The sequence below is a fragment of the Lentzea sp. NPDC037011 genome, assembly GCF_055607425.1.
Map to the genome: position 1 here is coordinate 615,183 of NZ_JBVJRT010000001.1, position 25,285 is coordinate 640,467.

A 25,285-nucleotide genomic window follows, 5' to 3' on the forward strand; every position below is an offset into this window, starting at 1 on the left:
AGCCAGACGGCTCCGGCAGACGTGGTGAGTGCATGAGCGTGCTCGTAGTCGGTCTCTCGCACCGCACCGCACCCGTCCCGGTCCTCGAACGCGTCACCGTGGCCGAGCCCCAGCTGCCGAAGGTCCTCGGCCAGCTGCTCGCCGCCCCGAGCGTCTCCGAGGCGATGGTCCTCTCCACCTGCAACCGGGTCGAGGTCTACGCCGTCGTCGAGTCGTTCCACGGCGGCATGTCCGAGGTCGTCGACGTGCTGGCCCAGCACGCCCAGGTCGACCCGCAGTCGCTGTACGAACACTTTTACGTGCATTACGCCGCCGCTGCCGTCGAGCACCTGTTCTCCGTCGCGGCCGGCCTCGACTCGATGGTCGTCGGCGAGTCCCAGATCCTCGGTCAGCTGCGCGGTGCGTACGCGGCGGCGGACGAGGCGGGCACCGTCGGCAGGACCGTCCACGAGCTCACCCAGAACGCGCTGCGCGTCGGCAAGCGCGTGCACGCAGAGACCGGCATCGACCACGCGGGCGCGTCGGTCGTGTCCGAGGCCCTCGGCGACGCGGAGTCCGAGCTGGGCACCCTCGTCGGCAGGCGCGCACTGCTCGTCGGCGCCGGCGCCATGGGCGGCCTGGCCGCCGCTCACCTGCGCAGGGCGGGCATCGGCGAGGTCGTCATCGCCAACCGGACGCAGGCCAACGGTGTGCGCCTCGCCACGTCCCTGCGGGCCGACGGCGTCCCCGCGACGGCCGTCGACCTCGCCGCGCTGGCCGTCGAGATCGACCTCGCGGACATCGTCTTCGCGTGCACCGGCTCGATCGACACGGTGGTCCGCGCGGACATGATCAGCGCCCGCTCGCGCCCGCTCGTCGTGTGCGACCTCGGCCTGCCCAAGGACGTCGACCCGGCCGCGGCCGAACTGCCGAACGTTCGTGTGGTGGACCTGGAAACGCTGCAGCGGCGCCTCTCGGACGCCCCGGCCGGACAGGACGCCAGGCTGGCTGCCCGGCTCGTCGCCGACGAGGTGAAGGCCTACCTCGCCACCCAGCGCTCCGCCGAGGTCACCCCGACCGTCACGGCGCTGCGCAAGCGGGCGGCCGAGGTGGTCGACGCCGAGCTGCTCCGCCTCGATTCGCGGCTTCCCGAACTGGACGCCGCGACACGCGGTGAATTGGCCAAGACGGTGCGCCGCGTTGTAGACAAGCTCCTGCACACGCCGACCGTCCGGGTGAAGGAGCTCGCAACCTCCCCCGGTGGTACCGGCTACGCGGAGGCTCTCCGCGAACTGTTCGGGCTCGACCCCCAGACGCCAGGGGCCGTCAGTCAGACCAAGCAAGCTTCTGTGGATGGTGAAACGCGGTGACCCGCACCCTACGGATCGGTACCCGTGGCAGCGCTCTGGCGCTCGCCCAGACGGGGACCGTGGCCGAGGCGCTCAAGGCTGCCGGAGCACAGGTCGAGATCGTCGTCATCAAGACGCCGGGCGACCTCTCCGACGCGCCCATCGCCCAGATCGGCATCGGCGTGTTCACGTCGGCCCTTCGTGACGCGCTCGCGAACGGCGAGATCGACGTCGCCGTCCATTCTTACAAGGACCTCCCGACCGCGCCGGATCCCCGTCTGGTGCTCGCGGCCGTGCCGCAGCGCGAGGACCCGCGTGACGCCCTCGTGGCGCGCGACGGGCTCACGCTCGGCGAGCTGCCGCCGGGGTCCACTGTGGGCACCGGTTCCCCGCGCCGTGCGGCACAGCTGGAGGCCCTCGGCCTCGGGCTGAACGTGGTTCCGTTGCGCGGCAACGTGGACACCCGCATCGGCAAGGTCCGCAACGGCGACCTCGACGCCGTGGTGCTGGCTCGCGCCGGCCTCGCGCGCCTCGGTCGCACGAGCGAGATCACCGAGAGCCTGGAGCCCATCCAGATGCTTCCCGCACCCGCACAGGGCGCGTTGGCAGTGGAGTGCCGGATCGACGACGTCGACTCCGAGCACCTGATCCAGTCCACTTTGGACGACTCGGCCAGCCGGGCCGCTGTGACCGCGGAGCGCGCCATGCTGGCTGCGCTCGAAGCGGGCTGCAGCGCGCCGGTCGGCGCGCTGGCCGATGTGGTGGAGGACCTCGACGACGAGGGCAAGGTCGTGTACCGACTTTCCCTGCGCGGGGTCGCAGCGACGCCGGAGAACGATCTCCTCCGCGCGTCCGCCACCGGTGACTTGACCGAAGCTGAGGGACTCGGCCGGGCGCTGGCCGCCGAGTTGCTCGACCTCGGGGCCGCGGTTCTCAGCGGTCCAGAGGCGTAATCGATGGGGAGTGCCCTGATGACCCGCGCACGCAAGACCCCCGGACGCATCGCCTTCGTGGGCTCCGGCCCCGGCGACACCGGGCTGCTCACGGTCCGGGCCCACGACTTGCTCACCAGGGCTGAACTCGTGGTCACCGACCCGGACGTCCCCTCGGACGTCCTCGCGACCGTGGCGGAGGGAGTCGAGGTCCGCCCCGCCGTCGGCGAGTCCGCCGACGTGGCCAAGGACCTGGTGAACGAGGCGAAGAACGGCGCCACGGTCGTCCGCCTCGTCGCGGGTGACCCGCTGACGCTCGACTCGGTCGTCAAGGAGGCGCAGGCCGTCGCGAAGTCGACGATCCCGTTCGACGTCGTACCCGGCGTGCCCGCGGGCACCGCCGTACCGGCGTACGCGGGCGTCGCGCTCGGCGGCGTGCACACCGAGGTCGACGTGCGCGCGGTGACGGACTGGGCAGGCCTCGCGTCCGCCCCCGGCACCCTCGTGCTGCACGCGACCGGCTCGCACCTGGCGGAAGCCGCGTCGAACCTGGTCGAGAACGGTCTCGCGCCGCAGACGCCGGTCGCCGTGACCGCCGAGGGCACCGGTTTCCAGCAGCGCACCGTCGACACGACGCTGGCCGCCGCGGCCGCGGACGCCGGTGACCTGGGCGGCCCGCTGGTCGTCACGGTCGGTGCCGCCGCCGCCGCGCGCTCGAAGCTCTCCTGGTGGGAGTCGCGGGCGCTGTACGGCTGGCGCGTGCTGGTCCCGCGGACCAAGGAGCAGGCCGGCGCGATGTCCGAGCGGCTGCACTCGCACGGCGCGATCGCCGTCGAGGTGCCGACGATCTCGGTCGAGCCGCCGCGCAGCCCCGCGCAGATGGAGCGCTCGGTCAAGGGCCTGGTCGACGGCCGCTACCAGTGGGTCGTCTTCACCTCGACCAACGCCGTGCGCGCCGTGTGGGAGAAGTTCCGCGAGTTCGGCCTGGACGCCCGCGCGTTCTCCGGCGTGAAGATCGCCTGCGTCGGCGAGGCCACGGCCGCGAAGGTGCGCTCGTTCGGCATCATCCCCGAGCTCGTGCCGTCCGGTGAGCAGTCGTCCGAGGGCCTCCTCAACGACTTCCCGCCCTACGACGACATCCTGGACCCGGTCGACCGCGTGCTGCTGCCGCGGGCCGACATCGCCACCGAGACGCTGGCCGCCGGCCTGCGCGAACGTGGCTGGGAGATCGACGACGTGACGGCGTACCGCACCGTGCGTGCGGCCCCGCCGCCCGCCGACACCCGCGAGATGATCAAGTCCGGTGGTTTCGACGCGGTGTGCTTCACCTCGTCGTCCACGGTGCGGAACCTGGTCGGCATCGCGGGCAAGCCGCACGCCCGCACGCTCGTCGCGTGCATCGGCCCGCAGACCGCCGAGACGGCGCGGGAGTTCGGCCTCCGGGTCGACGTGCAGCCCGAGGAGGCGAACGTGCCCGCGCTGGTCGACGCGCTGGCCGCCCACGCCGCCCGGTTGCGCGCCGAGGGAGCGCTGCCTCCTCCCCGCAAGACGAAGCGTCTGCGCAGGAGCTAGAAGACACTGAAGCCGTCGGGGCCACTCCAAGATCCTTTGGGTGGCCCCTTCGACTCTCTTGAAGTCAGGGAGTCAAGCGATGTACCCACTGCACCGGCCCCGGCGTCTGCGCACGACGCCCGCCATGCGCCGCCTCGTGTCCGAGACCGAGGTGCGCCCCCGGCAGCTGATCCTGCCGATGTTCGTCAAGGAGGGCCTGCGCGAGCCGGCCGAGATCACGAGCATGCCCGGCGTTCTCCAGCACACCCGTGACTCGCTGCGCAAAGCCGCGGTCGAGGCCGTGCAGGCGGGCGTCGGCGGCATCATGCTGTTCGGCGTCCCGGCCGAGCGCGACGCCGTCGGCTCCGCCGGCACCGACCCGGACGGCATCCTCAACGCCGCGCTGGTCGACCTGCGCGCGGAGCTGGGCGACAGCACCGTGCTGATGTCGGACTGCTGCCTCGACGAGTTCACCGACCACGGCCACTGCGGCGTGCTCGCCGCCGACGGCACCGTGGACAACGACGCCACCCTGCAGGCCTATGGCGAGCTGGCCGTGGCCCAGGCCCGCGCCGGTGCCCACGTCGTCGGCCCCAGCGGCATGATGGACGGCCAGGTCGCGTTCATCCGCAACGCCCTGGACGCCGCGGGCTTCGCCGACACCGGCATCCTCGCCTACGCGGTCAAGTACGCCTCGGCGTTCTACGGCCCGTTCCGCGAGGCCGTCGAGTCGCAGCTCGCCGGTGACCGCAAGACCTACCAGCAGGACCCGGCCAACGCCCGTGAGGCGATGCGCGAGGTGCAGCTCGACCTCGCCGAGGGCGCGGACATGGTCATGGTGAAGCCGGCGCTGCTGTACCTGGACGTGCTGCGCGCGGTCGCCGAGGTGTCGGACGTCCCCGTCGCGGCGTACCAGATCTCCGGCGAGTACGCGATGATCGAGGCCGCCGCCGCGAACGGCTGGATCGAGCGCGAGCGGTCGATCCTCGAGTCGCTGACGTCGATCCGGCGCGCCGGTGCCGACATCGTGCTGACCTACTGGGCCGTGGAAGCCGCGCGGTGGTTGGACCGGTAACCGCTCCACCGCCCGTCCCGAAGCTCGTGAACGCGGCGCGCTGGTTGTGGATCTCCAGCGCGCTGCTCGGGATGGTGCGGTTCGTCGCCGAGCTGTTCGACCGCGAGACGCTCGTGGCGGAGGCCCGGCGGCAGAACCCCGGGATGGGCCAGGACCAGGTCGACGCCGGCGTCAACGGTGGCATCCTGTTCGGACTGCTGATCGTCACGGCCGTGCTGCTGGCGTACACCCGGCTCGCGAACACCATGGCACGCGGGAAGAACTGGGCCCGCGTCGTGCTGACCGCGATCGGCGCCGCGTCCGTCCTCTTCGGAGTGTTCCGGGTGTTCGCCTGGGCCAGTGGGATCGCCGCCGAGGTCGGTGTGGTGCTGCGGCCGGTCGACCTGGTGGTCACGGTCGTCACCGCCGGTCTGGACGCCACCGCGATCGTGCTGATGTGGCGGTCGTCCGCGCACTTCAGGACGCGCGTCGCGGTGGACACCGACTTCCTGCGGCCCTAAGTTCCGACCGTGACGTCTCCGAAGCGGTCGGGTGCTCCCGGCACGATCACCGCGGGGTTCTGGCTGGTCGTGGTCGGCATGGCGTTCGTCGTGCTCACCTCGCTCTTCCTGTGGGTCAACCGGCAGGTGCTCATCGACGCCCAGGTGAAGGCGAACACCGACCAGGGGCTCACCGCGCAGGAGATCGCCGACCTGGTGCCGACGGTGCTGCTGGTCGCGCTCGGCGTGAACGTGCTGCTGGCCGCGCTGGCGGTGTTCTTCGGCAACCGGGTCCGCCAGGGCTCGCGCAGGAGCCGCACGAGCCTGTTCATCACGCTGATGATCGCGCTGTTCTTCCAGCTGTTCGTCGACAACCTGCTCGGGCTGGTCGTCGTCGTGATCGCGCTGGGTGGTCTCGCGCTGCTGTTCTTCCGCCAGTCCACCGACTACCTCACCCGTGAGCAGGCGCTGTGAAGGAACCGCTGGAGGACACCGGAACGCCCAGGACGGTGCGGACCGCGGTCGGGCTGTGGCTCGCCATCGCCGTGTTCGTGCTGTTCGTGACCGCGGGGCTGTGGTTCCAGCGCGGGCAGGTGCAGGAGCTCACGAGGTGGACGTCCGGGCAGGTCACGAGCTTCCTGACCACGCTCACCGTGATCGCCGTGCTGTTCGCGGCCGCCTACGCCTGGCTGACCCGCGCGTTCCTGCGCCGCAGGAAGTGGGCCCGGATCGCGTTGTCGGTGATCGCGGTCGTGCACATGGTCTGGCTGCTGTTCCTCGGGGTGAGCGCGGCGAACCTGGTCACGTTGCTGCTCATCTCCGTCGCAATCGTCTTCACGTGGCAGTCGCGTACGGCACAGTGGTTCGCGGAGGTGCGTGACGAGTGAGCGATCCGCAGGGCTCCTGGCAGAACCCGGAGCAGTGGCAGAACCCCGGCCAGTACCAGGCGGCGCCCTACGAGGCCGGCCAGTACCCGCAGCCGACGAGCCAGTACCAGGTGCAGCCGGTGCACAACCCGGCCTGGTCGATGGCACCGCTGACCCCGGTGCTGCCCCAGGAGCTGGCGCCGCCGCGACCGGCGACGATCACCGCGGCGATGTGGACCTGGATCGCCGCCGCGGTCCTCGCCGTCGCCGTGCTGCCGGTGCTGATCCTCGGCAACGCCGACGCGCTGATCGGTGACTCGACGATCAGGGAGGACGACCGGCAGGCGGCTGAGCTGGGCGTGACGACGATCGCGGTGTTCGCGGGCTTCGGCATGCTCGTGGCGGCCGCGCCGTACGTGGCGTTTGCGGTCGTGCTGCGCAACGGGCAGAACTGGGCGCGAATCCTGCTGACCATCCTGGGCGCGCTCGGGTTGCTGAACATGATCGGCACGCTGCTGTTCGCCGTGCGCGCCGACTCGTGGCAGCCGGGGGTGCTGCTGACGCTGCTGGTGATGGGGCTGACCGTCGCGGCCGTGGTGCTGCAGTTCATGCCGGCGTCGAACAGGTACGTGCGTTAGTGCCCCTGTACCAGGAGTCCGGCGGCAGCCGGTGGCCGCTGGTGTGGGGACCGGCGTTCGCCGTCGCGGGCTACCTGGTCGAGCTGATCACCGGGCCCGCGTCCGTCGCGCTGTGGACGATCGTGGGCCTCGGGCTGCTGCTGGCCGCGTTCCTGTGGGTCAACGGGCGGCGCAAGGTCGGCAGCGTGCGGCTCACGACCGAGGACGTGCAGTTCGGGCGGGAACGCCTGCCGGTTGCGATGGTCGAGGCGTTCCGCGACGTGGGCGCGCCGACCGGGGCGCGGGTGCTCGGCGGTGGCTGGTCGGTGCCCAAGGGGACGACCGCCGTGCCGTTGCGGCTGCTCGACGGCACCGTGGTGCTCGGGTGGGCGCGCGATCCGGAAGCCTTGGTCGCCGCGCTGCTCAAGGTCGTGAGAGGGTGAGCGACGTGACAGAGGCGAGGTCGGACACCGGGTCGTCGGACACCGAGACGCCGGGGACCGGGTCGGCCGGGACCGAGGCGACTGGAACCGGGGCGACCGGGACCGGGGCGACCGGGACCGGGGCGACCGGGACCGGGGCGACCGGGACCGGGGCGACCGGGACCGGGGCGACCGGGACCGGGGCGACCGCGGCCGGAGCGGCCGGTGCCGGGTCGCCCGCGCCCGCCGGTGGCGGGCCCGCCGAGCTGGCCGAGGAGTTCGAGCCCACCGCGGAGGAGCGCTCCCACGCGGCGGCCCTCGCGCAGGGCCCGTACCCCGCCACGCAGCCCGCTCCCGACCTCCACCAGCCCAAACGCGCCCTGATCGCCGCCGGTGAGCTGGTGGTGGCCGTCGTCCTCGTGCTGGTCGCCGTCTGGGCGTGGAACCGGGGCATCAGCACGCTCGCCTACCCGCTCGAAGGCCGCGACCCGCTGATCTCGACCCGCTACGAGGGCAACTGGCTGGGCACGGCCGTCGCCGCCGTCACGGTGTCCGCGATCCTGCTGCTCGACGCGGTCCGCCAGCTCGTGCTGGCCGCGCGCACCCGGCCGGGGAAAGCCGCCGACGCCGACGTGTGAGACTGGGGTACGTGACTGCGAGTCGATCCCAGGCCCTGTTCGAGCGCGCGTCGACGCTGACCCCCGGCGGGGTCAACTCTCCGGTGCGGGCGTTCCACTCCGTCGGCGGCACGCCGCGGTTCATGGTCCGCGGCGAGGGCCCGCACCTGTGGGACGCCGACGGCAACCGCTACGTCGACCTGGTGTCGTCGTGGGGCCCGATGATCCTCGGCCACGCCCACCCGGCCGTCGTCGAGGCGGTGCAGAAGGCCGCGGTCCACGGCCTGTCGTTCGGCACGCCGACCGAGGGGGAGATCGACCTCGCGGCCGAGATCGTCGACCGGGTCGAGCCGGTCCGCCAGGTCCGGCTGGTCAACTCCGGCACCGAGGCCACGATGAGCGCGATCCGCCTCGCGCGCGGCTTCACCGAGCGCCGCAAGGTCATCAAGTTCGCCGGCTGCTACCACGGCCACGTCGACGCGCTGCTGGCCCAGGCCGGCTCCGGCGTCGCCACGCTGGGCCTGCCGACCTCGCCCGGTGTCACGGGCGCGCAGGCCGCGGACACGCTGGTGCTGCCGTACAACGACATCGAGGCGGTGCGCGCGGCGTTCGCGGAGAACCCCGGCGAGATCGCCTGCGTGATCACCGAGGCCGCGGCGGGCAACATGGGTGCCGTCGCCCCGCTCGCCGACTTCAACCAGGGCCTGCGCGACCTCTGCGACGCCGACGGCGCGTTGCTGATCATGGACGAGGTCATGACCGGCTTCCGCGTCTCGCGCGCCGGCTGGTACGGCCTGGAGCGGGTCAAGGGCGACCTCTACACGTTCGGCAAGGTCATGTCCGGCGGTCTGCCCGCGGCGGCGTTCGGCGGTCGCGCGGACGTGATGGCCCGCCTCGCGCCCTCCGGCCCCGTCTACCAGGCGGGCACCCTGTCCGGGAACCCCGTGGCCGTGGCGGCCGGCCTGGCCACGCTGCGCGCCGCCGACGAGGACGTCTACCAGGCGCTGGACCGCAACGCGACCCGCCTGGGCGCGCTGTTCACCGCCGCGCTGACCGAGGCGGGCGTCGAGCACCGCGTGCAGTTCGCCGGGAACCTGGTGAGCGTGTTCTTCGGTTCTGAAGAGGTGAAGGACTACGCGGGCGCCCAGGCGTGCGAGACGTGGCGCTTCCCGCCGTTCTTCCACGCCCTGCTCGACCGCGGCGTCTACGCGCCGCCGTCGGCGTTCGAGGCGTGGTTCGTCAACGCCGCACTGGGTGAAGAGGAGTTCGCCGTGATCGCCGACGCGCTGCCCCACGCGGCCCGCGCCGCCAAGGAGGCCCGCAAGTGACCAGCACCGTCGTCCACCTGCTCCGCCACGGCGAGGTGCACAACCCGACCGGCATCCTCTACGGCCGCATCCCCGGCTTCAAGCTGTCCGAACGCGGCCAGAAGCAGGCGCTGACCGTGGCCGAGCACCTCGCCGACCACGACGTCGTGCACGTCGTCGCGTCCCCGCTCGACCGCGCCCAGCAGACCGCGGCACCGATCGCCGACTCCCACCGCCTGGAGCTCGCCACCGACGAGCGCCTGATCGAGGCGGACAACCAGTTCGAGGGCCTGAAGGTCTCCGTCGGCGACGGCGCCCTGCGCTCCCCGGAGCACTGGCCGAAGCTCGTGAACCCGTTCAAGCCCTCCTGGGGTGAGCCGTACATCGAGATCGCCCACCGCATGCTCGGCGCCATCCAGCGCGCCCGCGTCGCCGCCGAGGGCCACGAGGCCGTCTGCGTGTCCCACCAGCTGCCGATCTGGACCGTCCGCCGGTTCCTGGAGGGCAAGCGCATGTGGCACGACCCGCGCAGGCGCGAGTGCTCGCTCGCCTCCCTGACCTCGCTGCACTTCGAGGGCGAACAGCTGGTGCGCATCCGGTACTCCGAGCCGGCCGGCGCCACGAACCCGCGGGTGACCGGGGCATGAAACGCCTGCTCGTGCTGCTCCTGCTCGTCTCGGGCTGCACCGTCGGCAAGGACGCGTCCCAGGTCGGCGGCGGCGACTTCTACCTCGTCGCCCCCGGTGGCCAGGTGAACCTCCGCTACGAGGTCGCGGACCGCAAACCCCTCAAGGGCCTCGAAGGCGAGTCGCTGCTGGAACCCGGCAAGACGGTCCGGCTCTCCGACTACGCGGGCAAGCCCGTCGTGGTCAACATCTGGGGAGCCTGGTGCGGGCCCTGCCGCACCGAGGCGCCGGAGATGCAGAAGCTGTACGAGGCGGGGACGCAGGTCATCGGGATCGACGTGAAGGAGACCTCGCCGGAGCACCCGCGGGACTTCATGAAGGTCCGGAAGCTGACCTACCCGTCCATCTACGACCCGTCGGGGCGCAGCTTCATCAACGTGTTCAAGGGGTTGTCGCCCAACTCGGTGCCGTCGACGTTCGTGCTCGACAAGGAGCACCGGGTCGCGGCGGTGTTCCTGCAGGCGGTGCTGGAGTCGGACCTCAAGCCCGTGGTGGAGGAACTCGCCAAGGAGTGACCCCGCCTCCCCGCATTCGCACGTCACGCGGGGGCCCCGCGTTCCCTCCAGGGGGAACGTAGGGCTCCCGCGTGACTTTTTCAGGGGTACGTAGGGTCCCCGCGTGCCCTCCAGGGGTACGTGGGGTCCCCGCGTGACTTTCAGGGAGCGGGGGATGGGCGGGGCTGCGGCACTCGGTCAGCTGACCGGGGCCGGTGCGGTCGGGGTGGTCAGCGACGGGATCTTGGCCTTGAACGCCTTCACCATCGCCTCCCGCCCGATCGAGTTGAACTCCTTGCCCAGCGTGCGCATGATCGAGTTCTGGGTCGGCCGGTACAGCCCGTTCTTGTAATACCGGGCACCCTCGACCGGTGCGATCACGCCGCCGTCCGGGGAGGGCTGGCCGAGGTGGGCCGACCACTTCAGTGCCCCGGTCGGGTCCTTGGTGACGTTGACCTCGCGCGGTTCGGAACCCGTGTAGGTGGCGTAGGGGTAGTCGTACTCGTCGGCGAGGCCGCCGATGGAGTGGCCGAGCTCGTGGACGGCGATCTGGCCCGCCTGGTCGTTGGAGCCGGCGGCGGTGGCGACGGAACCGCCTGCGCCGCCGTACTTCGCGGTGTTGCCGAGGGCGATGACCTGGTCGGCGGCGGGGGCGAGGGCGGCGAACTGCTTGGCCTTCGTCTCGTTCACGCACAGGAGGCGCTCGGTGTTCGGGTCGCGGCCCTGGCACCAGAAGCCCATGTCCAGTGCGGTGTTCCTCTCGACGCCCTTGGCCGGGTCGTTGTCCACGCCGGACTCCGCGGAGACGACGTTGACCTGCCAGACGTTGAAGTAGTCCTTGTAGGACGCGAACGGTTCCACGGCGGACAGCTCCGTCCACTTGCTGAGGACGTTCGCGGTGTAGGTCGGCAGGTCCGCCTCGGTGTAGCCGTCGCCGACGAAGACGAGGTCGAAGCGGTCGGCCGAGTCGCCGGTCACCTGGACCGGGACGACCTCGGCCGCGGCCAGTGTGCGCAGGTCGGTGGCTCTTTCCTTGGGAGCCTTGGGCGTGAGGGCCTGGGTGATGGAGCCGTCCTCGTTGAAGACCTCGCGCCACTCCATCGCGGGGGCTGCGCCGCCGGCCGGGGACTGGGCGAAGAGGGCCAGGGCGGTGACGGTCAACGCCGGGAAGATCAGCCGGGAACGTCGCATGTGATGACGCTAAGCACACGTGTTGTCACCCACAAGGCGGCAATCGTCGGTACTTCCGGCCCAAGGGCGCGACCCGAAGGTGACACCGGTCGTCGCGTGATCTGGGCAACTACCTACCCTGAGGTGTGTGAACCCCACCGATCTGGCGATCTCCGGGCCGTTGCTGCTGGCCACCGGGGTTGCCTTGCTCGCTGGCTTCATCTCCTTCGCCTCCCCGTGCGTGGTGCCGCTGGTGCCCGGCTACCTGGCGTACCTGGCCGGACTGGTCGGGGCCGAGGCGCCGCGGGTCGAGGCGAACGAGCCGGCCAAGGCAGGGCGGTGGCGGGTCGCGGGTGCGTCGTTGCTGTTCGTGCTCGGGTTCACCGTGGTCTTCGCGCTGGCGTCGATGGCGGTGCTCGGGGTCTCGCACGCGCTGCTCTTCAACGCCGACCTGTTCCAGCGGATCGGTGGCGTCGTCACGATCCTCATGGGACTCGTGTTCATCGGGCTGGTGCCCGCGCTGCAGAAGGACGTGCGGTTCCACAGCAGGCCGAAGGCCGGGCTCGTCGGGGCGCCGCTGCTCGGTGCGGTGTTCGCGCTCGGGTGGACGCCGTGCCTCGGGCCGACGCTCGCCGGGGTGCTGGCGGTGGCGCAGAGCACCGAGGTCGGGTCGATGTCGGCGCGCGGTGCGGTGCTGGTGCTGGCCTACTGCCTGGGGCTCGGGTTGCCGTTCGTGGTGCTGGCGCTCGGGGCGCGGTGGGCGCTGGGCGTGACGAAGTGGCTGCGCGCGCACGCGCGGCAGGTGCAGGTCTTCGGCGGGGTGCTGCTGATCCTCGTCGGCATCGCGCTCGTCACCGGGCTCTGGGGTGAGTTCGTCGGGTGGCTGCGCTACTCGTTCGTCGACGTAGTGGAGTTGCCGCTCTAGTGATCGCCTTCCTGCGCAACACGTGGCGCGGCCTCACCTCCATGAGGACCGCGCTCACCCTGCTGTTCCTCCTCGCGCTCGCGGCCATGCCCGGCGCGTTGCTGCCGCAGCGGTCGCTGAACTCCGCGCGGGTCGACGACTACGTCCGCGAACGCGGCTGGTGGGGCGAGCTCCTGCAGGACCTCGGCTTCTTCGAGGTCTACGCGACGCCGTGGTTCGCGGCGATCTACCTGCTGCTGTTCACGAGCCTCGTCGGCTGCCTGCTGCCGCGCACGGTCGAGTACTTCAAGCAGATGCGCGCGAAGCCGGTGCTGACGCCGCGCAACCTCTCCCGCATGCCGCACCACGCGCAGGCCGAGCTCGACATCACGCCGGACGAGGCGGTCGCCAGGGCGAAGGAGGCCATGCGCGGCTGGCGGATGGAGACCGGCGAGGGCACGGTCAGCGCCGAGCGCGGGTTCCTGCGCGAGACCGGCAACCTGGTCTTCCACTTCGCGCTGCTCGGGCTGCTCGTCTCGTTCGCGCTGGGCAAGATGTACAACTACGAGGGCCAGGTCATCGTCCAGGCCGACGGCGGCCAGTTCTGCAACGGCGGCATCTTCAACTACGACCAGTTCCGGCCCGGTCTGCGCATCGACGGCACCGACCTCACGCCGTTCTGCGTCGAGATCGGCAAGTTCTCCGCCGAGTACCTCGACAACGGTCAGCCCGTCGGCTACCAGGCCGACATCCGCTACCAGTCCGGCGCTGACCTGGAGACGAACACCTGGCGGCCGTACACGCTGCAGGTCAACCACCCGCTGCGGACCAGCGGCGACCGGCTCTACCTGCTCGGCCACGGCTACACGCCCACGTTCACGGTGACGTTCCCCAACGGGGAGAAGCGTACGCAGGGCATCCAGTGGCTGCCGACCGACCAGCTGACGCTCGCCTCCGAGGGGGCGACGAAGTTCGACCCGCCGGGCATCACCGACTCCGAGCAGCGGCGCAAGAACCAGATCGCGGTCACCGGCCTGCTGGCGCCGACGCCGTTGCTGCACGGCAACATCCTGAACTCGAAGTTCCCCGCGCTGAACGCCCCGATGGTCGCCGTCGACGTGTACCGCGGCGACCTCGGCGTGGACGACGGGCGCGGGCAGTCGATCTTCTCGATCGATCAGGAGCTGGTGGAGCAGGGCCGGTTGCAGAAGGTCGCGCGCAAGAACCTCGCGCTGGGCGAGGAGATCGCGCTCGACGACGGCACGAAGGTCCGGTTCGACTCGGTCAACGACTGGGTGTCGTTGCAGGTCTCGCACGACCCCACCCAGGGGTACGTGCTCGCGTTCGCCGTGCTGATCATCCTCGGGCTCGGCGTCTCGCTCACGGTCAAGCGCCGTCGCGTCTGGGTGCGTGCGACTCCTCGGGAGGACGGGCGTACGTTGGTCGAGGTCGGCGGCCTCGCCCGCACTGACCAGGCCGGATACGGCGAGGAGTTCACGCGGCTGGCCCGCGCGGTGTTGATAGGGGAGAAGTCCTGATGCCGGTCAACGAGACACTCGCGACCTACAGCGACTGGCTGTACCGCAGCGCCCTCGGCGTCTACCTCTTCGCGATGGCGTTCTACCTGGTCGAACAGGCCTTCACGCGGGCGCCGCGCAAGGCCGAGGCGCTGGTGGGCGCCGGTGCGCCGGTCCCGGGACCGGCCGAGGAGCCGACCAGGCGCGAGGTCTCGCGGCCGGAGCGGTTCGGCCGCATGGGTGCCGCGCTGACCGTGCTCGGCGCGGTGCTGCACCTGGGTTCGCTGGTCATGCGCGGCCTGTCCGCGGGGCGGGCGCCCTGGGGCAACATGTACGAGTACATGTCGCTGCTGTGCCTGGCCGCGGTGGTGGCGTGGATCGTGCTGATGGCGAAGTTCCCCATCCGCCGCCTCGGCGCGTTCGTGCTGGTGCCGATCTGGGTGCTGCTGTTCCTCGGCGGCACGGTGCTCTACGCCGAGTCCGCGCCCGTGCAGCCGGCGCTGCGCTCGTACTGGCTCGTGATCCACGTCTCGGTGATCTCGATCTCGTCCGGCGTCCTGCTGATCCCCGGTGTGGCCTCGGTCCTCTACCTGCTGAAGGACGGCAGGGACGACCGGCTGCCGAGGCTGCCGTCGGCCGACGTGCTCGACCGCCTGGCCTACCGCACGACGGTGCTGGCGTTCCCGCTGTTCACCGCGGGCATCATCTGCGGCGCCATCTGGGCGGAGGCGGCCTGGGGCCGGTTCTGGGGCTGGGACCCCAAGGAGACCGTGGCGTTCGTGTCGTGGGTCGTCTACGCGGCCTACCTGCACGCCCGTGCGACGGCCGGCTGGCGTGGCCGCGGGGCCGCGTGGATCAACGTGGCCGGGTTCGCGCTGAACGTGTTCAACCTGTTCTTCATCAACTTGGTCACCAGCGGGTTGCATTCCTACGCGGGTCTCTAACGAGTTAGCCCCCACGTCGATGGAACCGTTGCCGGTTGCGTACCGTCGCAACCCGGGGGTCGGGGAGGTCTCGATCCTCCTTGCTCAGGGAGGGCCACAGCGGTGACACGGCAACCACCGGGTGAGGAACAGGGCTCGGGCCCGCAGTACGTCGACCCGCAGACGGCCTACCTCGACCCGCAGCAGTCCGGTCCGCAGCAGATCAGCGGCCAGTCCGGCGCGTACCCCGTCGCCGGCGGTCAGTCAGGCCCCTACCCGGCACCGCACGGCTCCGGCGCGTACCAGGTCCCCGGCGGCTCGGGCGCGTACCCGGTGCAGGGCGGCTCCGGTGCGTACCCGGTGCAGGGCGGCCAGTCGGGGCCCTACCAGGTGCCCGGTGGGCAGTCCGGTGCGTACCAGGTGCCTGGTGGGCAGTCCGGTGCGTACCCGGTGCCCGGTGGGCAGTCCGGGCCGTACCCGGTGGCCGGCCAGTCCGGGCCGCACCAGGTCGGCGGCGGCCAGTCCGGTCAGCACAGCACGGCCCAGTACGGCCAGTTCGCCGGCCAGCAGTACCCGAACAACTTCCCGCAGCAGCAGTACCGCTCGCAGGCCCAGGAAGTCTCGTCGCAGCAGCTGATCAAGAAGGAGAAGCGCCCGCCGTCGTCCGGCTGGCGCAAGTCGCTCCACTCGATGAGCGGCGGCCTGATCAACCTCGGCGAGAGCCCGGCGGACCTGCGCCGGCGTGAGCTGATCGCGCGGATCAACCAGCCGCTGCGCGGGTGCTACAAGATCGCGATGCTGTCGCTGAAGGGCGGCGTCGGCAAGACCACGACGACCACCACGCTGGGCTCGACGTTCTCGTCGCTGCGCGGTGACCGGGTCATCGCCGTGGACGCGAACCCGGACCGCGGCACGCTGGCGCTGAAGATCCCGCGGGAGACCACGGCGACCGTGCGGCACCTGCTGCGCGACGCTTCGCGGATCACGAAGTACAGCGACGTGCGCGCGTACACCTCGCAGTCGCCGTCCCGCCTGGAGGTGCTCGCCTCCGAGCAGGACCCGGCGGTGTCGGAGGCGTTCAGCGAGGACGACTACCGGCGCACGGTGGCGTTGCTGGAGCACTTCTACAACATCGTGCTCACCGACTGCGGCACCGGACTGATGCACTCGGCCATGAAGGGCGTGCTGGACGAGGCGGACTCGCTGGTCCTGGTGTCGTCCGGGTCGGTCGACGGCGCGCAGACGTCGGCGGCCACGCTGGACTGGTTGGAGGCGCACGGCTACGGCGCACTGGTCGCCAAGTCCGTGTGCGTCATCAACTCGGTGCGGCCGAAGTCCGGCAAGGTCGACCTGGACAAGCTCTCCGCGCACTTCGCGCAGCGCTGCCGGTCCGTGGTCCGCATGCCGTTCGACGCGCACCTGGAGGAAGGCGCCGAGATCGAGCTGGACAAGCTCGCGCCGGAGACGCGCCTGGCGCTGCTGGAGCTCGCCGCGGTGGTCGCGGACGACTTCCCCAACACCTAGGCGCTGGTCGTCAGAGCACGCGAGAGGGGCCCCGGGAACGGGGCCCCTTGTCGTTCACTCGTCGCGTTTGCGCTGCTCGTCGAGCTTGCGGAGGAACTCCGGGTCGTCGTCAGGTGCGATCACCTTGCGGCCCGGGGTGTACTCCGAATGCTGTGGGGCGAACGCCCGCCACACGAGCACAGCCACGGTGAGCGCACCGATCACCGCCAGCAGGTAGATCATCTGGTCGCCACCTCCCTTTGCCACGAGATTACCCGCGGCACGGGGATTGCCGCGGTCTCAATGGCGGACGGGTTCGGTCGCCTCGGTCGTGAGCTCCGTGAGCAGCGCCTTCACCTCGGTCTCACGGAACCTGCGGTGTCCTCCAGGGGTGCGGATCGAGCCGATGCGTCCAGCGGTCGCCCACCGGGTCACGGTCTTCGGGTCGACCCTGAACAGGTTGGCCACTTCTCCAGGCGTCAACAGGCGCTCGGTCGCTGCAGCAGTCACTACTGCCTCCTCAGATCAGACGTTCCGGTCCGATCGTGGCATCTCACCCGTCAGGTACTCGAACGCTTGTTTTTTGGTAAAGAGGTAGTAATGGGACGACCGACGCGTTTCGGACACTCCCCCCGTTGACGGCCGCACGCGGGGCCCTCCCGTGCTCTCCTGGTGAACGAAAGCTCCCCGCGTGCACTTCAACTGTGACCGGGACGACGTGCACGCGTGTGCGAGGCATAGGGTGTCGCGGGTGGATGCACTTGATCGCCAGATCATCGCCGCGCTGCGTGCCAACGGGCGGGCCACCTACGCCGACCTGGGCCGACAGGTCGGGCTCTCGGCTTCCGCAGTGCACGAGCGGGTCGGCAAGCTCGAGTCGGCCGGCGTCATCGTGGGCTACCACGCCGTCGTCGACCCCAGCTCGGTCGGCCTGGGCGTGACCGCGCTGATCGGCATCCACCCCACGGACACCGCGGACGACAACGAGGTCGCGGACGAGCTGGCCGAGCTCATCGAGGTCGAGTCCTGCTACCGGGTGGCGGGCGACGAGTCGTTCGTCGTCAAGGTCCGGGTGGCCACGGTGGACGACCTGGAGAAGTCGCTGGGCAGGTTGCGGCGCATCCCCGGAGTTGCCCGAACGCGCACGACGGTGGTGCTGTCCACCCGTTTCGAAGGACGGCCGAACACCTCCGACGAAGGCGACGTAACCTGAACGGGTGCTCGCTCGAGATGTGACCCTGTACGTTCTGGCCCGCTTCGGTCTCGTCGCGGTGGTGACGGGTGCGCTCCTGCTGTTCAAGGTCCCGCTGCTGGTCGCGCTGGTGGTCGGCATCGTGGTGGCGCTGCCCGCGTCGCTGTTCGTGTTCAAGGGTCTGCGCGAGCGGGTCGCCGCCGGTCTGAACGAGCGCGACGCCGTGCGCAGGGCCGAGCGGGACAAGCTGCGCGCCCAGCTCCGCGGTGACGAAGGTCCCGTCACCCAGGCGTGAGCCCGTGGCGCGGATATCGTGCCCGGTGTGAGCACTTCTGTGGACCGGTGTTGCAGCAGGACCAGGCACTGGGTGTGTGAGGCCGTCGGGATCATCGAGGCGGATGCGAACCGCAGCGCGGACACGCACCTGCTGCGCTACCCGCTGCCGCTCGACTGGGGCATCGACCTCTACCTCAAGGACGAGTCGACGCACCCGACCGGCTCGTTGAAGCACCGGCTGGCGCGGTCGCTGTTCCTCTACGCGATCTGCAACGGCTGGGTGACCGGCGGGACGCCCGTGATCGAGGCCTCCTCCGGTTCCACGGCCGTGTCCGAGGCGTACTTCGCGCGGCTGCTGGGGCTGCCGTTCATCGCCGTGATGCCGCGGTCGACGTCCGCGGAGAAGGTCGCGCTGATCGAACGCCAGGGCGGCCGGTGCCACTTCGTCGACGACCCGTCGGCGCTCTACGACGAGTCCCGCCGCCTCGCCGCGGAGCTGGGCGGCCACTTCATGGACCAGTTCACGCACGCCGAGCGCGCGACCGACTGGCGCGGGAACAACAACATCGCCGAGTCGATCTTCGACCAGATGCGGCTGGAGCCGTCGCCGGAACCGGAGTGGGTCGTCGTCGGCGCCGGCACGGGCGGCACGTCCGCGACCATCGGCCGGTACATCCACTACCGCAAGCTGAACACGCGCCTGGCCGTGGTGGACCCGGAGCACTCGGTGTTCTTCGACGCCTGGCGCGACGGCAACCCGGACCTGGTCGGCACCCGTGGCTCGCGGATCGAGGGCATCGGGCGCCCGCGCGTGGAGCCGTCGTTCGTCGGCCAGGTGATCGACCGCATGATCAAGGTCCCGGACGCGGCGTCGGTGGCGACGATCCGGTACGTCGAGGACCTGCTCGGACGCCGGGTCGGCGGCTCCACCGGCACGAACCTGTGGGGTGCGTTCCAGGTCGTGGCCCAGATGCGGCAGTCGCGCACCCGCGGCAGCGTGGTGACCCTGCTCTGCGACGGCGGCGAGCGTTACGCGAACACCTACTACGACGACTCATGGGTAGCTGCCCAGGACATGGACCTCGCCCCGTGCCTGGACCGCCTCAACAACTTCCACCGCACGGGGAACTGGTGACGAGAGCGCTGCGTCACAGCGTGACCTGAGCACTTTGAGTCCGAGGGGGACCGCCGTGGCGCTGTTTTCAACAGACGCTGCCGAGCTGCGCGCGTACGCCGAGTACCTGCGCACCGAGGCAGCGGAGTTCGAGACGATCCGCAAGTACGTCCACGCCACGGCCTGCGACAAGAGCGGTTTCACCGGCCTGCTGACGCTGTTGCAGCCGGGCGTGGACCTCGTGCGCGCGCTGTTCGACGAGACCCTCGACTTCGGCAAGTCCAAACTGGAGGGCACCGCCACCGGCGTGGAGGCCACGGCCGCCGTCTACGAGCAGGTCGACCTGGCCCAGCGGAAGATCTTCGAGGGCCTCCTGCGATGACGACGACGTACTCCTCGCCGCGCCCGGTCTCGGGTTCGCTGCAGCAGCCCGAGGTCGACCGGGCCGCGCTGAACGACGTCCTCCAGGACCAGGGCTGGGGCGTCCAGGCCGTCAACTGGGTGTTCGAGGCCGTGACGGGCGAGAGCCTGGTCGCCACGATCATCACGCCGATCACCGGTGACTGGTCGAAGATCCGCGCCGACGGCGACGCCTGGCGCTCGGTCGGCAACGCCATGAACGACATGTCCTACAACCTCACCGACGCCGTCGGGAAGGTGCGGGACGCGTGGGACGGCGAGGCCGCGAGCAGCCACGAGAAGTACATCGCGCTGGGCTGGAAGGCCGGTCTGCTCGCGGAGATGGGCGTCGCCCAGCTCATCGCGAAGGGCTTCGACACGGTCGCCTCCGGCGCCGAGGCCCTGGGCAGGCAGGCCGCCCGCCTGCTCGACTACCTGATCAACAAGCTCATGCAGGCGGCAGCGACCGTCTGGGTCCCGGTGGCCGGTTGGATCAAGGCAGCCGAGATGGTCTGGAACGCCTACCAGATCTACCGCCGTGTCATGGACATCATCGACACGGTCAAGAAGCTCATCACGGACGTGAAGGCCCTCTTCGACGCCGTGGGCCGGGTCGCCTCTGCACTCGGCAAGCTGAAGGACGCCGACTCCCTCGCCGAGGCCATGAACGCCACCCAGGAGGTGGCCGAGGGTGCCCGCGACGTGCGCAACAGCGTCCGCGACATCCACGAGGACATCCAGTCCGTCAAGGACTCCGCCACCGAGATCGGCGAGCGCGGACGCGACATCGGCTCGACCGTCCGCGAGGTCTACTCCCCGTCCGGCGGCGGCGCCGACGGCACGAAGGCGGCCTCGGTCTCCACCCCGGTCGCGGGCACCCCGGTCTCCGCACCGCCCACGGTCCAGTCGCCCGGCGACACCACCGCCCCCTCGTCCGGTGGCGGCGGCGGAGGCGGCGGAGCCGTGACGGCCCCGCCCCCGGTCCGCCCCGGCGGCGGTGGCAGCGCGAGCGCACCCCCGTCCGGCGGCCACTCCGGCGGCCCCGCGGTCACCCGCCCCGACACGACCCACGCGGCCGGCGCGGCCCCCGCACCCGCCCCGTCCTCGCACTCCGGCACCCCGGTCGGCGGCGCCATGCCGATGGGCGCCCCCATGGCCCCCGGTGCAGGCGGCGGCGACACGCAGCGCTCCGGCCCCCGCCCCGGCTCCACGGCCGCTGCGGGCACCCCCACCGCCCCGCCGCAGCACCGCCCGGCCGGCGGCTCGGGTTCCGCACTGCCCTCACCCCAGCCGGCCGGTCACTCGACCCCCGGCTCCGGCGCCGGCACCGGCGGCACCTCGTCCGGCCCGCGCCCGACCCCCGGCGGCCTGCCGTCGCCGTCCGGTCAGGGGTCCGGCCTGCCGTCGCCTTCGGGACACGGCTCTTCGAGCCACGGCTCGACTCCGGGCTCGCCGTCGAGCCACGGCTCGACTCCGGGCACGCCGACGGGCCACGGTTCCGGCCTGCCCTCGCCCGCTGGTCACGGCTCGACTCCGGGTTCGCCCGCGGGTCACACGCCTGGCGGTTCCGGCTCGGGCCTGCCCTCGCCGACCGGCCACGACACCCCGCGTCCGCACGACACGCCCCCGTCCGGCACCACGCCCCACGACGGCGGCACCAAGCCGCACGACAGCACCCGTCCCCACGACGGCACCGGTGCCCCGACCGACACCAAGCCGCACGACACCAAGCCGCACGACACCAAGCCGCACGACACGACGACCCCGCACGACGGCACCCGTCCCCACGACACGGACGGCACCCGCCCGCACGACACCGACGGCAAGCCGCACGACACCGGCACGAGCGGCGCCGACGACGCACGTCCCCACGACGACACCCCCACCGGTCACGACCGCGACCCCGGCACCGACCGCCCCGCCGACCACGACACCCCCGGCAACCACAACACCGGCGACAACCACAACACCGACAACCACAACAACGGCGACGACAACGGTGGCGGCGGCGATGGTCCGCCCCGGTCGCCGCAGGGCCACGACCTCACCCCGCAGTTCGACAACTCGGCCATGGCCGCGCAGGGCGAGGGCTACCGGCAGCAGCTGGAGCACATCCTCCCGAACGAGGCCGACCGCCAGCGGTACGAGCAGCTCAGCACGACCCTGTCGACGAACCTCACCCCGGACGAGGCCCGGCACGTCGCGGACGTCCGCAACCAGCTGACCGTCGGCAACGGCGACATCGTCACCAAGGCCCTCAACCAGGGTGCGATGGACACCTACCTGCCGGCGACGCCGCACCCGGACGGCGACCGCAGGCAGGACTGGCAGACCCAGGTCGGCGGGTCGATCGCGCGCGGTGTGGACGTGGTGGACATCAACACGCCGCAGGGGCTGCGGGACGGTCTCGCCCTCGACGACAAGGGCGCCGGCTGGACGCCGATCCCGGCGAACGCGGACTCGGCGATGCAGTTGCGCTACAAGCTCGACGCGACCACGGCGGGGGAGGCGTTCATCCCGTTCGGCGGGCCGAACAAGGAGACCTACGCGGACGCGGCCGAGCAGCGGCGCTACGACGACGCGGCGCAGCGGATGGCCGACGCGGGTGGTGTGGCCACGCCGAACCGGAACCTCGACCCGTTCACGGGCACCGGGTCCACCGGTGGCGGCGTGCCGGAGTGGATCGTGCCGCGCGGCACGGACCTGCCTGACCGCGCCGAGATCTGGCAGGTCGACCGGGCCGGCGGGGAGCGCCTGCACGCCGTCTACGACAGCCGGTACGGCTGGTACCAGCTGCCCGCGGGCACGCCATGACCCACGACTTCGACGTCGCCGAGTACCGCGGCGAGACCTTCCGCACGAGCACGAGCGAGGCGGCGGAGGGCCACGTCTGGCTCATCCGGATCGGCGAGCAGGCACCGGAGCGGCAGGTGCCCATCGCCGACCTGGACGCCTGGTACCGGGACCGCACGACCGCGACGTGGCGCGGGCAGCCGTTCCGGGTCGGCCAGGTGCGCAACGGCACGGCGACCGTCGACTACGTCGGGCACGACGGCACCTGGGCCGCGCAGAACGGGCTCCAGGGCGACCGGTACAACGGCTTCTACGGCACGATCAGTGCGGCAGAGCTGGAGGACGTGCGGGTCGACCGCACCGACCACCTGGCGCGGTGGAAGAAGGAGAACCTGGGATGACCACGCCACAGGCCGTGCACAAGGCAGCGGGCATCGGGCCGGAGACCATCCTGCAGAAGATCGTGCACCCGGCGACGGCGCAGCTCTACCTGGGCAACGTCACGGTCACCGGCCGGTTCGAGCCGCACCGCACCGCCGGGTTCGTCACCCGCGGCCAGGACTTCCCGCAGGGCACGAGCACGCAGTTCGCCGAGGCGTTCGGCGTCGATCGGGTCGAGGGCTGGCCGCAGGGCACGCAGTACCTGCTGCGGTTCTACGCGCACACGACGGAGCTCTTCGAGACCAGCTTCGGCGGTCCCGACCTCGAAGGCGCGCGGAAGATGGGCACGACGCGCGTCTACCCGCTGCCGTTCACGGGCACCGGGTACACGCCGAGCGCCACGCCGATCCCCGAGTACGTCATGGAGCTCAGCGAGTTCGCGGCCGGCACCGAGCTGTGGCGGTTCGAGCCGAACGGCGAGGGCCGCAGCGTCGGCAAGTACGTCGACCGCCAGGTCGGCTGGGTGCCGACGGGGGACGTGGGCTTCGGGCCGGGGAGGTACTGGCAGGGCCCGGTTCCGCTGCGCCCGACCGTCCGGCGTGGACTGATGGCGCGCTACCGCGGCCAGGACTTCGAGGTCGACTTCGCGCCGCGGCCGGGTGCGCTGATCCTGCACCCGTTCCCCGGCCAGACGGTGCCGGAGGACTTCACCGACCGCAACGGACACTGGTCGCTGGAGCTGCCGGACGCGGCCGTCGAAGAGCTCGTGCACGTCCGCAAGCTCTGCACGTACCGCGGCGCGCCGTTCGAGGTCCTGGGCATCCAGAGCGACCAGGTCACCCTGCACTACCTGGGTGAGAACTACCAGCAGGCGCAGGAGCTGGGCCTGACCGAGGTCGACTTCCGCCAGTGGCGCACGTTCGCCACGCGTGGTGAGGTCACCGACGTACGCGACGAAGTCAGGCCGTTGCCACGCGGTCTCTTCGGGTCGAACTGACGGGGAGAGCATGAGCACGCCCAACGACAGCTGGAAGACGCCGGAGCTGCGTGCGGCCGAGGCGCAGGTCGACGCGCGCTTCAAGGAGGCGCAGGACCTGGCGAACCGGCTGAAGGACACCCCGCTGCCGCCGGTGCCGCCCGTCGACTTCAAGGCCATCGCCCAGCAGGTCGAACGCGCCGCGCAGGAACGGGACGCGCCCGAGCAGCTGAAAGCGTTGAAGCGCAAGGTGGACGCGGGCGAGTTCACCTGGGAGGACGTCGTCTCCGGCAAGGTCGCGCAGGACCCGGACGTGCAGGCCATGCAGCAGGAGAACGTCAACAAGATGAAGCAGGCGTTCCAGATGCTCCAGGAGGGCATGACCGCCGAGGAGATCATGAACGCCCAGGGCCCGCGCCGCGGCGGTGGCGAGGACGGCGACGAGATGGACCCCGGCATCTTCACGGAGGACAAGTGGTGATGACGGCCTGGCGGACACCGGACATCCGGGCGGCGGAGGACTTCCTGACCCAGGCGGTCCGGCAGGCCGAGCAGGACATGCGCACCACCGCGCAGAACCTGCGCGGCAAGGAACCGTCCACTGAGGACGTGCGCAGGGTGATGCAGTTCGCGAAGTCGAGCGAGGCGTCACCGGCGATGCGGCAGCTGGCCGACCGCATCGCCCGCGGTGCCGGGCTGAGCTGGCGTCAGGTCCTCACCGGCGAGGCGTCGCACGACCCGCTGGTGCGCCAGGCGCTCGAAGCCGACCGCGCCAGGCTCGACGAGCTGATCCAGGGCGAGACGGCCAGGCCGCCGCAGCCCCGCAGGCCGCAGCGCCAGGACGACGACGAGCCCACCCAGTTCACCGAGGACGCCTGGTAGCGGGCCGTCAGTCCAGGACCAGGGCCACGCTGACCAGCACGGCCCACGCGAGCATCGCGATCCCGGTGAACTGCAGCACCGGGATCAGCTCACGCCCCTGGCGCCCCGCCGCGACCCGGCGCACGGCGGGCAGCAGCACCGGCGCCGCCAGGAACCCGAGCAGCGCGTACGGCACCCGCACGGTCATGCCCACGGCGATCAGGAACGGCACGGCCACCAGTGCCAGGTAGAGCCGGCGGGTGTCCTTGTCCCCCAGCACGACCGCGAGGGTGCGCTTGCCCGACACCGCGTCGGTCGGGATGTCCCGCAGGTTGTTCGCGACCAGCACGGCCGCCGAGATGCAGCCCATCGCGATCGACGAGCCGATGCCGATCCCGGTGATCTCCCCGGTCTGCACGTACAGCGTGCCCAGCACCGCGGCCGGCCCGAAGAAGAGGAACACCGCGATCTCGCCCAGGCCCGCGTAACCGTAGGGGCGCTTGCCGCCGGTGTAGAACCACGCACCCGCGATGCACACGGCACCGAGGGCCAGCAGCCACCAGTACCCGGACAGCACCACCAGCGCGATCCCGGCCAGCGCGCCGGCACCGAGGCTGATGAACGCCGCCAGCCGCACGTTCTTCGGCTCCGCGGCACCGGAACCGGTGAGGCGGAACGGCCCCACCCGGTCGTCGTCGGTGCCGCGGATGCCGTCGGAGTAGTCGTTCGCGAAGTTCACGCCGATCTGGAACGCGATCGACACGACCAGCGCGAGTCCCGTGAACAGCGCGTTGAACTCGTCGATGTGGTGCGCCGCCGCCGCGCCGACGACCACCGGTGCGATCGAGTTCGGCAGCGTGCGGGGGCGGGTCCCCTGGATCCACTGGACGACTGAGGCCATG

Annotated in this window: 30 protein-coding genes; 26 read left to right on the forward strand and 4 right to left on the reverse strand. The window is 71.3% G+C overall.

Annotated elements, in window-relative coordinates; genetic code table 11:
- Nucleotides 1–32: 32 nt before the first annotated feature.
- The 13 genes from ACZ7CH_RS03135 to ACZ7CH_RS03195 all read left to right on the forward strand — a co-directional run bounded on the left by ACZ7CH_RS03135 (nt 33) and on the right by ACZ7CH_RS03195 (nt 10,395).
- Nucleotides 33–1,349 (forward strand): glutamyl-tRNA reductase, encoded by a 1,317-nt coding sequence (locus tag ACZ7CH_RS03135; RefSeq protein WP_360399828.1) that lies wholly within the window; start codon nt 33–35, stop codon nt 1,347–1,349.
- Nucleotides 1,346–2,281, forward strand: a complete 936-nt coding sequence (gene hemC, locus ACZ7CH_RS03140; RefSeq protein ID WP_360399825.1) for a hydroxymethylbilane synthase — start codon at nt 1,346–1,348, stop codon at nt 2,279–2,281. Before ACZ7CH_RS03135 ends, hemC begins: the two co-directional genes overlap by 4 nt.
- An 18-nt stretch (nt 2,282–2,299) precedes the next feature.
- The gene (locus ACZ7CH_RS03145) at nt 2,300–3,832 is read left to right on the forward strand and encodes a bifunctional uroporphyrinogen-III C-methyltransferase/uroporphyrinogen-III synthase (protein ID WP_360399822.1); all 1,533 of its coding nucleotides are present in this window, start codon (nt 2,300–2,302) and stop codon (nt 3,830–3,832) included.
- Nucleotides 3,833–3,911: 79 nt separating this feature from the next.
- Nucleotides 3,912–4,886 carry a porphobilinogen synthase gene (hemB, locus tag ACZ7CH_RS03150; protein WP_458430115.1) on the forward strand — a complete coding sequence of 325 codons (975 nt, stop codon included), beginning with the start codon at nt 3,912–3,914 and terminating at the stop codon, nt 4,884–4,886.
- A complete protein-coding gene (locus ACZ7CH_RS03155) occupies nt 4,871–5,386 on the forward strand; it encodes a hypothetical protein (protein WP_360399816.1) in 516 nt (171 codons plus the stop codon). Before hemB ends, ACZ7CH_RS03155 begins: the two co-directional genes overlap by 16 nt.
- Before the next feature lie 9 nt (nt 5,387–5,395).
- Entirely contained in the window at nt 5,396–5,839 is a 444-nt protein-coding gene (locus tag ACZ7CH_RS03160) for a hypothetical protein (protein WP_458430116.1), read from the forward strand.
- Nucleotides 5,836–6,252, forward strand: a complete 417-nt coding sequence (locus ACZ7CH_RS03165; protein WP_360399810.1) for a hypothetical protein — start codon at nt 5,836–5,838, stop codon at nt 6,250–6,252. Before ACZ7CH_RS03160 ends, ACZ7CH_RS03165 begins: the two co-directional genes overlap by 4 nt.
- On the forward strand, nt 6,249–6,869 hold the full coding sequence (locus ACZ7CH_RS03170; protein WP_360399807.1) for a hypothetical protein: 621 nt from the start codon (nt 6,249–6,251) through the stop codon (nt 6,867–6,869). Before ACZ7CH_RS03165 ends, ACZ7CH_RS03170 begins: the two co-directional genes overlap by 4 nt.
- Nucleotides 6,869–7,291, forward strand: a complete 423-nt coding sequence (locus ACZ7CH_RS03175; protein WP_470373063.1) for a hypothetical protein — start codon at nt 6,869–6,871, stop codon at nt 7,289–7,291. The genes ACZ7CH_RS03170 and ACZ7CH_RS03175 overlap by 1 nt, the downstream gene beginning before the upstream one ends.
- Entirely contained in the window at nt 7,288–7,908 is a 621-nt protein-coding gene (locus tag ACZ7CH_RS03180) for a hypothetical protein (RefSeq protein ID WP_470373064.1), read from the forward strand. Before ACZ7CH_RS03175 ends, ACZ7CH_RS03180 begins: the two co-directional genes overlap by 4 nt.
- A gap of 11 nt (nt 7,909–7,919) precedes the next feature.
- Entirely contained in the window at nt 7,920–9,215 is a 1,296-nt protein-coding gene (hemL, locus tag ACZ7CH_RS03185) for a glutamate-1-semialdehyde 2,1-aminomutase (protein WP_360399798.1), read from the forward strand.
- Nucleotides 9,212–9,841 (forward strand): histidine phosphatase family protein, encoded by a 630-nt coding sequence (locus tag ACZ7CH_RS03190; RefSeq protein WP_360399796.1) that lies wholly within the window; start codon nt 9,212–9,214, stop codon nt 9,839–9,841. The genes hemL and ACZ7CH_RS03190 overlap by 4 nt, the downstream gene beginning before the upstream one ends.
- Nucleotides 9,838–10,395 (forward strand): TlpA family protein disulfide reductase, encoded by a 558-nt coding sequence (locus tag ACZ7CH_RS03195; protein ID WP_360399793.1) that lies wholly within the window; start codon nt 9,838–9,840, stop codon nt 10,393–10,395. Before ACZ7CH_RS03190 ends, ACZ7CH_RS03195 begins: the two co-directional genes overlap by 4 nt.
- Nucleotides 10,396–10,572: 177 nt before the next feature.
- On the opposite strand, the gene ACZ7CH_RS03200 is transcribed toward ACZ7CH_RS03195, so the two are convergent.
- The gene (locus tag ACZ7CH_RS03200) at nt 10,573–11,565 is read right to left on the reverse strand and encodes a M64 family metallopeptidase (protein WP_470369926.1); all 993 of its coding nucleotides are present in this window, start codon (nt 11,563–11,565) and stop codon (nt 10,573–10,575) included.
- A 127-nt stretch (nt 11,566–11,692) separates the two neighbouring features.
- Between ACZ7CH_RS03200 and ACZ7CH_RS03205 the strand changes: the two genes are divergently transcribed.
- The 4 genes from ACZ7CH_RS03205 (at nt 11,693) to ACZ7CH_RS03220 (ending at nt 16,412) form a co-directional block, all read left to right on the forward strand.
- Nucleotides 11,693–12,469, forward strand: a complete 777-nt coding sequence (locus ACZ7CH_RS03205; RefSeq protein WP_458430123.1) for a cytochrome c biogenesis CcdA family protein — start codon at nt 11,693–11,695, stop codon at nt 12,467–12,469.
- 41 nt (nt 12,470–12,510) lie between these two features.
- On the forward strand, nt 12,511–13,986 hold the full coding sequence (gene resB / locus ACZ7CH_RS03210; RefSeq protein ID WP_470373186.1) for a cytochrome c biogenesis protein ResB: 1,476 nt from the start codon (nt 12,511–12,513) through the stop codon (nt 13,984–13,986).
- Complete coding sequence (gene ccsB / locus ACZ7CH_RS03215) at nt 13,986–14,909, forward strand: c-type cytochrome biogenesis protein CcsB (RefSeq protein WP_360399785.1); 924 nt, start codon at nt 13,986–13,988, stop codon at nt 14,907–14,909. The genes resB and ccsB overlap by 1 nt, the downstream gene beginning before the upstream one ends.
- A 102-nt stretch (nt 14,910–15,011) precedes the next feature.
- Nucleotides 15,012–16,412 (forward strand): MinD/ParA family ATP-binding protein, encoded by a 1,401-nt coding sequence (locus ACZ7CH_RS03220; protein ID WP_470373065.1) that lies wholly within the window; start codon nt 15,012–15,014, stop codon nt 16,410–16,412.
- A 54-nt stretch (nt 16,413–16,466) separates the two neighbouring features.
- Here ACZ7CH_RS03220 and ACZ7CH_RS03225 read toward each other — a convergent pair whose 3' ends face one another.
- Both ACZ7CH_RS03225 and ACZ7CH_RS03230 read right to left on the reverse strand, forming a co-directional pair.
- Entirely contained in the window at nt 16,467–16,634 is a 168-nt protein-coding gene (locus ACZ7CH_RS03225; RefSeq protein WP_086667950.1) for a hypothetical protein, read from the reverse strand.
- A 57-nt stretch (nt 16,635–16,691) separates the two neighbouring features.
- A complete protein-coding gene (locus ACZ7CH_RS03230) occupies nt 16,692–16,901 on the reverse strand; it encodes a BldC family transcriptional regulator (RefSeq protein WP_053737033.1) in 210 nt (69 codons plus the stop codon).
- Between the two features lie 241 nt (nt 16,902–17,142).
- Here ACZ7CH_RS03230 and ACZ7CH_RS03235 point away from each other — a divergent pair, with 241 nt between their 5' ends.
- The 9 genes from ACZ7CH_RS03235 to ACZ7CH_RS03275 are packed head-to-tail and all read left to right on the forward strand — an operon-like array spanning nt 17,143 to nt 24,404.
- On the forward strand, nt 17,143–17,604 hold the full coding sequence (locus ACZ7CH_RS03235) for an Lrp/AsnC family transcriptional regulator (protein ID WP_360399777.1): 462 nt from the start codon (nt 17,143–17,145) through the stop codon (nt 17,602–17,604).
- 4 nt (nt 17,605–17,608) lie between these two features.
- Nucleotides 17,609–17,878 carry a DUF4229 domain-containing protein gene (locus tag ACZ7CH_RS03240; RefSeq protein ID WP_360399774.1) on the forward strand — a complete coding sequence of 90 codons (270 nt, stop codon included), beginning with the start codon at nt 17,609–17,611 and terminating at the stop codon, nt 17,876–17,878.
- Nucleotides 17,879–17,905: 27 nt separating this feature from the next.
- Nucleotides 17,906–18,994: an L-cysteine desulfhydrase Cds1 gene (cds1, locus tag ACZ7CH_RS03245; RefSeq protein ID WP_360399771.1), complete on the forward strand. Its 1,089-nt coding sequence runs from the start codon at nt 17,906–17,908 to the stop codon at nt 18,992–18,994.
- A 55-nt stretch (nt 18,995–19,049) separates the two neighbouring features.
- Entirely contained in the window at nt 19,050–19,355 is a 306-nt protein-coding gene (locus ACZ7CH_RS03250; RefSeq protein WP_360399768.1) for a hypothetical protein, read from the forward strand.
- Nucleotides 19,352–22,186, forward strand: coding sequence for a DNA polymerase III subunit gamma/tau domain-containing protein (locus ACZ7CH_RS03255; RefSeq protein WP_470373066.1), 2,835 nt, complete (start codon nt 19,352–19,354; stop codon nt 22,184–22,186). Before ACZ7CH_RS03250 ends, ACZ7CH_RS03255 begins: the two co-directional genes overlap by 4 nt.
- Nucleotides 22,183–22,566, forward strand: coding sequence for a hypothetical protein (locus ACZ7CH_RS03260; RefSeq protein ID WP_360399762.1), 384 nt, complete (start codon nt 22,183–22,185; stop codon nt 22,564–22,566). Before ACZ7CH_RS03255 ends, ACZ7CH_RS03260 begins: the two co-directional genes overlap by 4 nt.
- On the forward strand, nt 22,563–23,543 hold the full coding sequence (locus tag ACZ7CH_RS03265; RefSeq protein ID WP_458430126.1) for a hypothetical protein: 981 nt from the start codon (nt 22,563–22,565) through the stop codon (nt 23,541–23,543). Before ACZ7CH_RS03260 ends, ACZ7CH_RS03265 begins: the two co-directional genes overlap by 4 nt.
- Before the next feature lie 10 nt (nt 23,544–23,553).
- A complete protein-coding gene (locus tag ACZ7CH_RS03270) occupies nt 23,554–24,003 on the forward strand; it encodes a hypothetical protein (protein WP_360399756.1) in 450 nt (149 codons plus the stop codon).
- Complete coding sequence (locus tag ACZ7CH_RS03275) at nt 24,003–24,404, forward strand: hypothetical protein (RefSeq protein WP_360399753.1); 402 nt, start codon at nt 24,003–24,005, stop codon at nt 24,402–24,404. Before ACZ7CH_RS03270 ends, ACZ7CH_RS03275 begins: the two co-directional genes overlap by 1 nt.
- A gap of 7 nt (nt 24,405–24,411) precedes the next feature.
- Here ACZ7CH_RS03275 and ACZ7CH_RS03280 read toward each other — a convergent pair whose 3' ends face one another.
- Complete coding sequence (locus tag ACZ7CH_RS03280) at nt 24,412–25,284, reverse strand: 1,4-dihydroxy-2-naphthoate polyprenyltransferase (protein ID WP_470369929.1); 873 nt, start codon at nt 25,282–25,284, stop codon at nt 24,412–24,414.
- Between the last annotated feature and the right edge of the window lies 1 nt (nt 25,285).

Bases quoted from the DNA above. Each gene is read 5' to 3' on its own strand.
- ACZ7CH_RS03135 (WP_360399828.1), top strand. From the start codon at position 33: ATGAGCGTGCTCGTAGTCGGTCTCTCGCACCGCACCGCACCCGTCCCG.
- ACZ7CH_RS03145 (WP_360399822.1), top strand. From the start codon at position 2,300: ATGACCCGCGCACGCAAGACCCCCGGACGCATCGCCTTCGTGGGCTCC.
- hemB (WP_458430115.1), top strand. From the start codon at position 3,912: ATGTACCCACTGCACCGGCCCCGGCGTCTGCGCACGACGCCCGCCATG.
- ACZ7CH_RS03195 (WP_360399793.1), top strand. From the start codon at position 9,838: ATGAAACGCCTGCTCGTGCTGCTCCTGCTCGTCTCGGGCTGCACCGTC.
- ACZ7CH_RS03200 (WP_470369926.1), bottom strand. From the start codon at position 11,565: ATGCGACGTTCCCGGCTGATCTTCCCGGCGTTGACCGTCACCGCCCTG.
- resB (WP_470373186.1), top strand. From the start codon at position 12,511: ATGAGGACCGCGCTCACCCTGCTGTTCCTCCTCGCGCTCGCGGCCATG.
- ccsB (WP_360399785.1), top strand. From the start codon at position 13,986: ATGCCGGTCAACGAGACACTCGCGACCTACAGCGACTGGCTGTACCGC.
- ACZ7CH_RS03225 (WP_086667950.1), bottom strand. From the start codon at position 16,634: ATGATCTACCTGCTGGCGGTGATCGGTGCGCTCACCGTGGCTGTGCTC.
- ACZ7CH_RS03255 (WP_470373066.1), top strand. From the start codon at position 19,352: ATGACGACGACGTACTCCTCGCCGCGCCCGGTCTCGGGTTCGCTGCAG.
- ACZ7CH_RS03260 (WP_360399762.1), top strand. From the start codon at position 22,183: ATGACCCACGACTTCGACGTCGCCGAGTACCGCGGCGAGACCTTCCGC.
- ACZ7CH_RS03265 (WP_458430126.1), top strand. From the start codon at position 22,563: ATGACCACGCCACAGGCCGTGCACAAGGCAGCGGGCATCGGGCCGGAG.
- ACZ7CH_RS03270 (WP_360399756.1), top strand. From the start codon at position 23,554: ATGAGCACGCCCAACGACAGCTGGAAGACGCCGGAGCTGCGTGCGGCC.
- ACZ7CH_RS03275 (WP_360399753.1), top strand. From the start codon at position 24,003: ATGACGGCCTGGCGGACACCGGACATCCGGGCGGCGGAGGACTTCCTG.
- ACZ7CH_RS03280 (WP_470369929.1), bottom strand. From the start codon at position 25,284: ATGGCCTCAGTCGTCCAGTGGATCCAGGGGACCCGCCCCCGCACGCTG.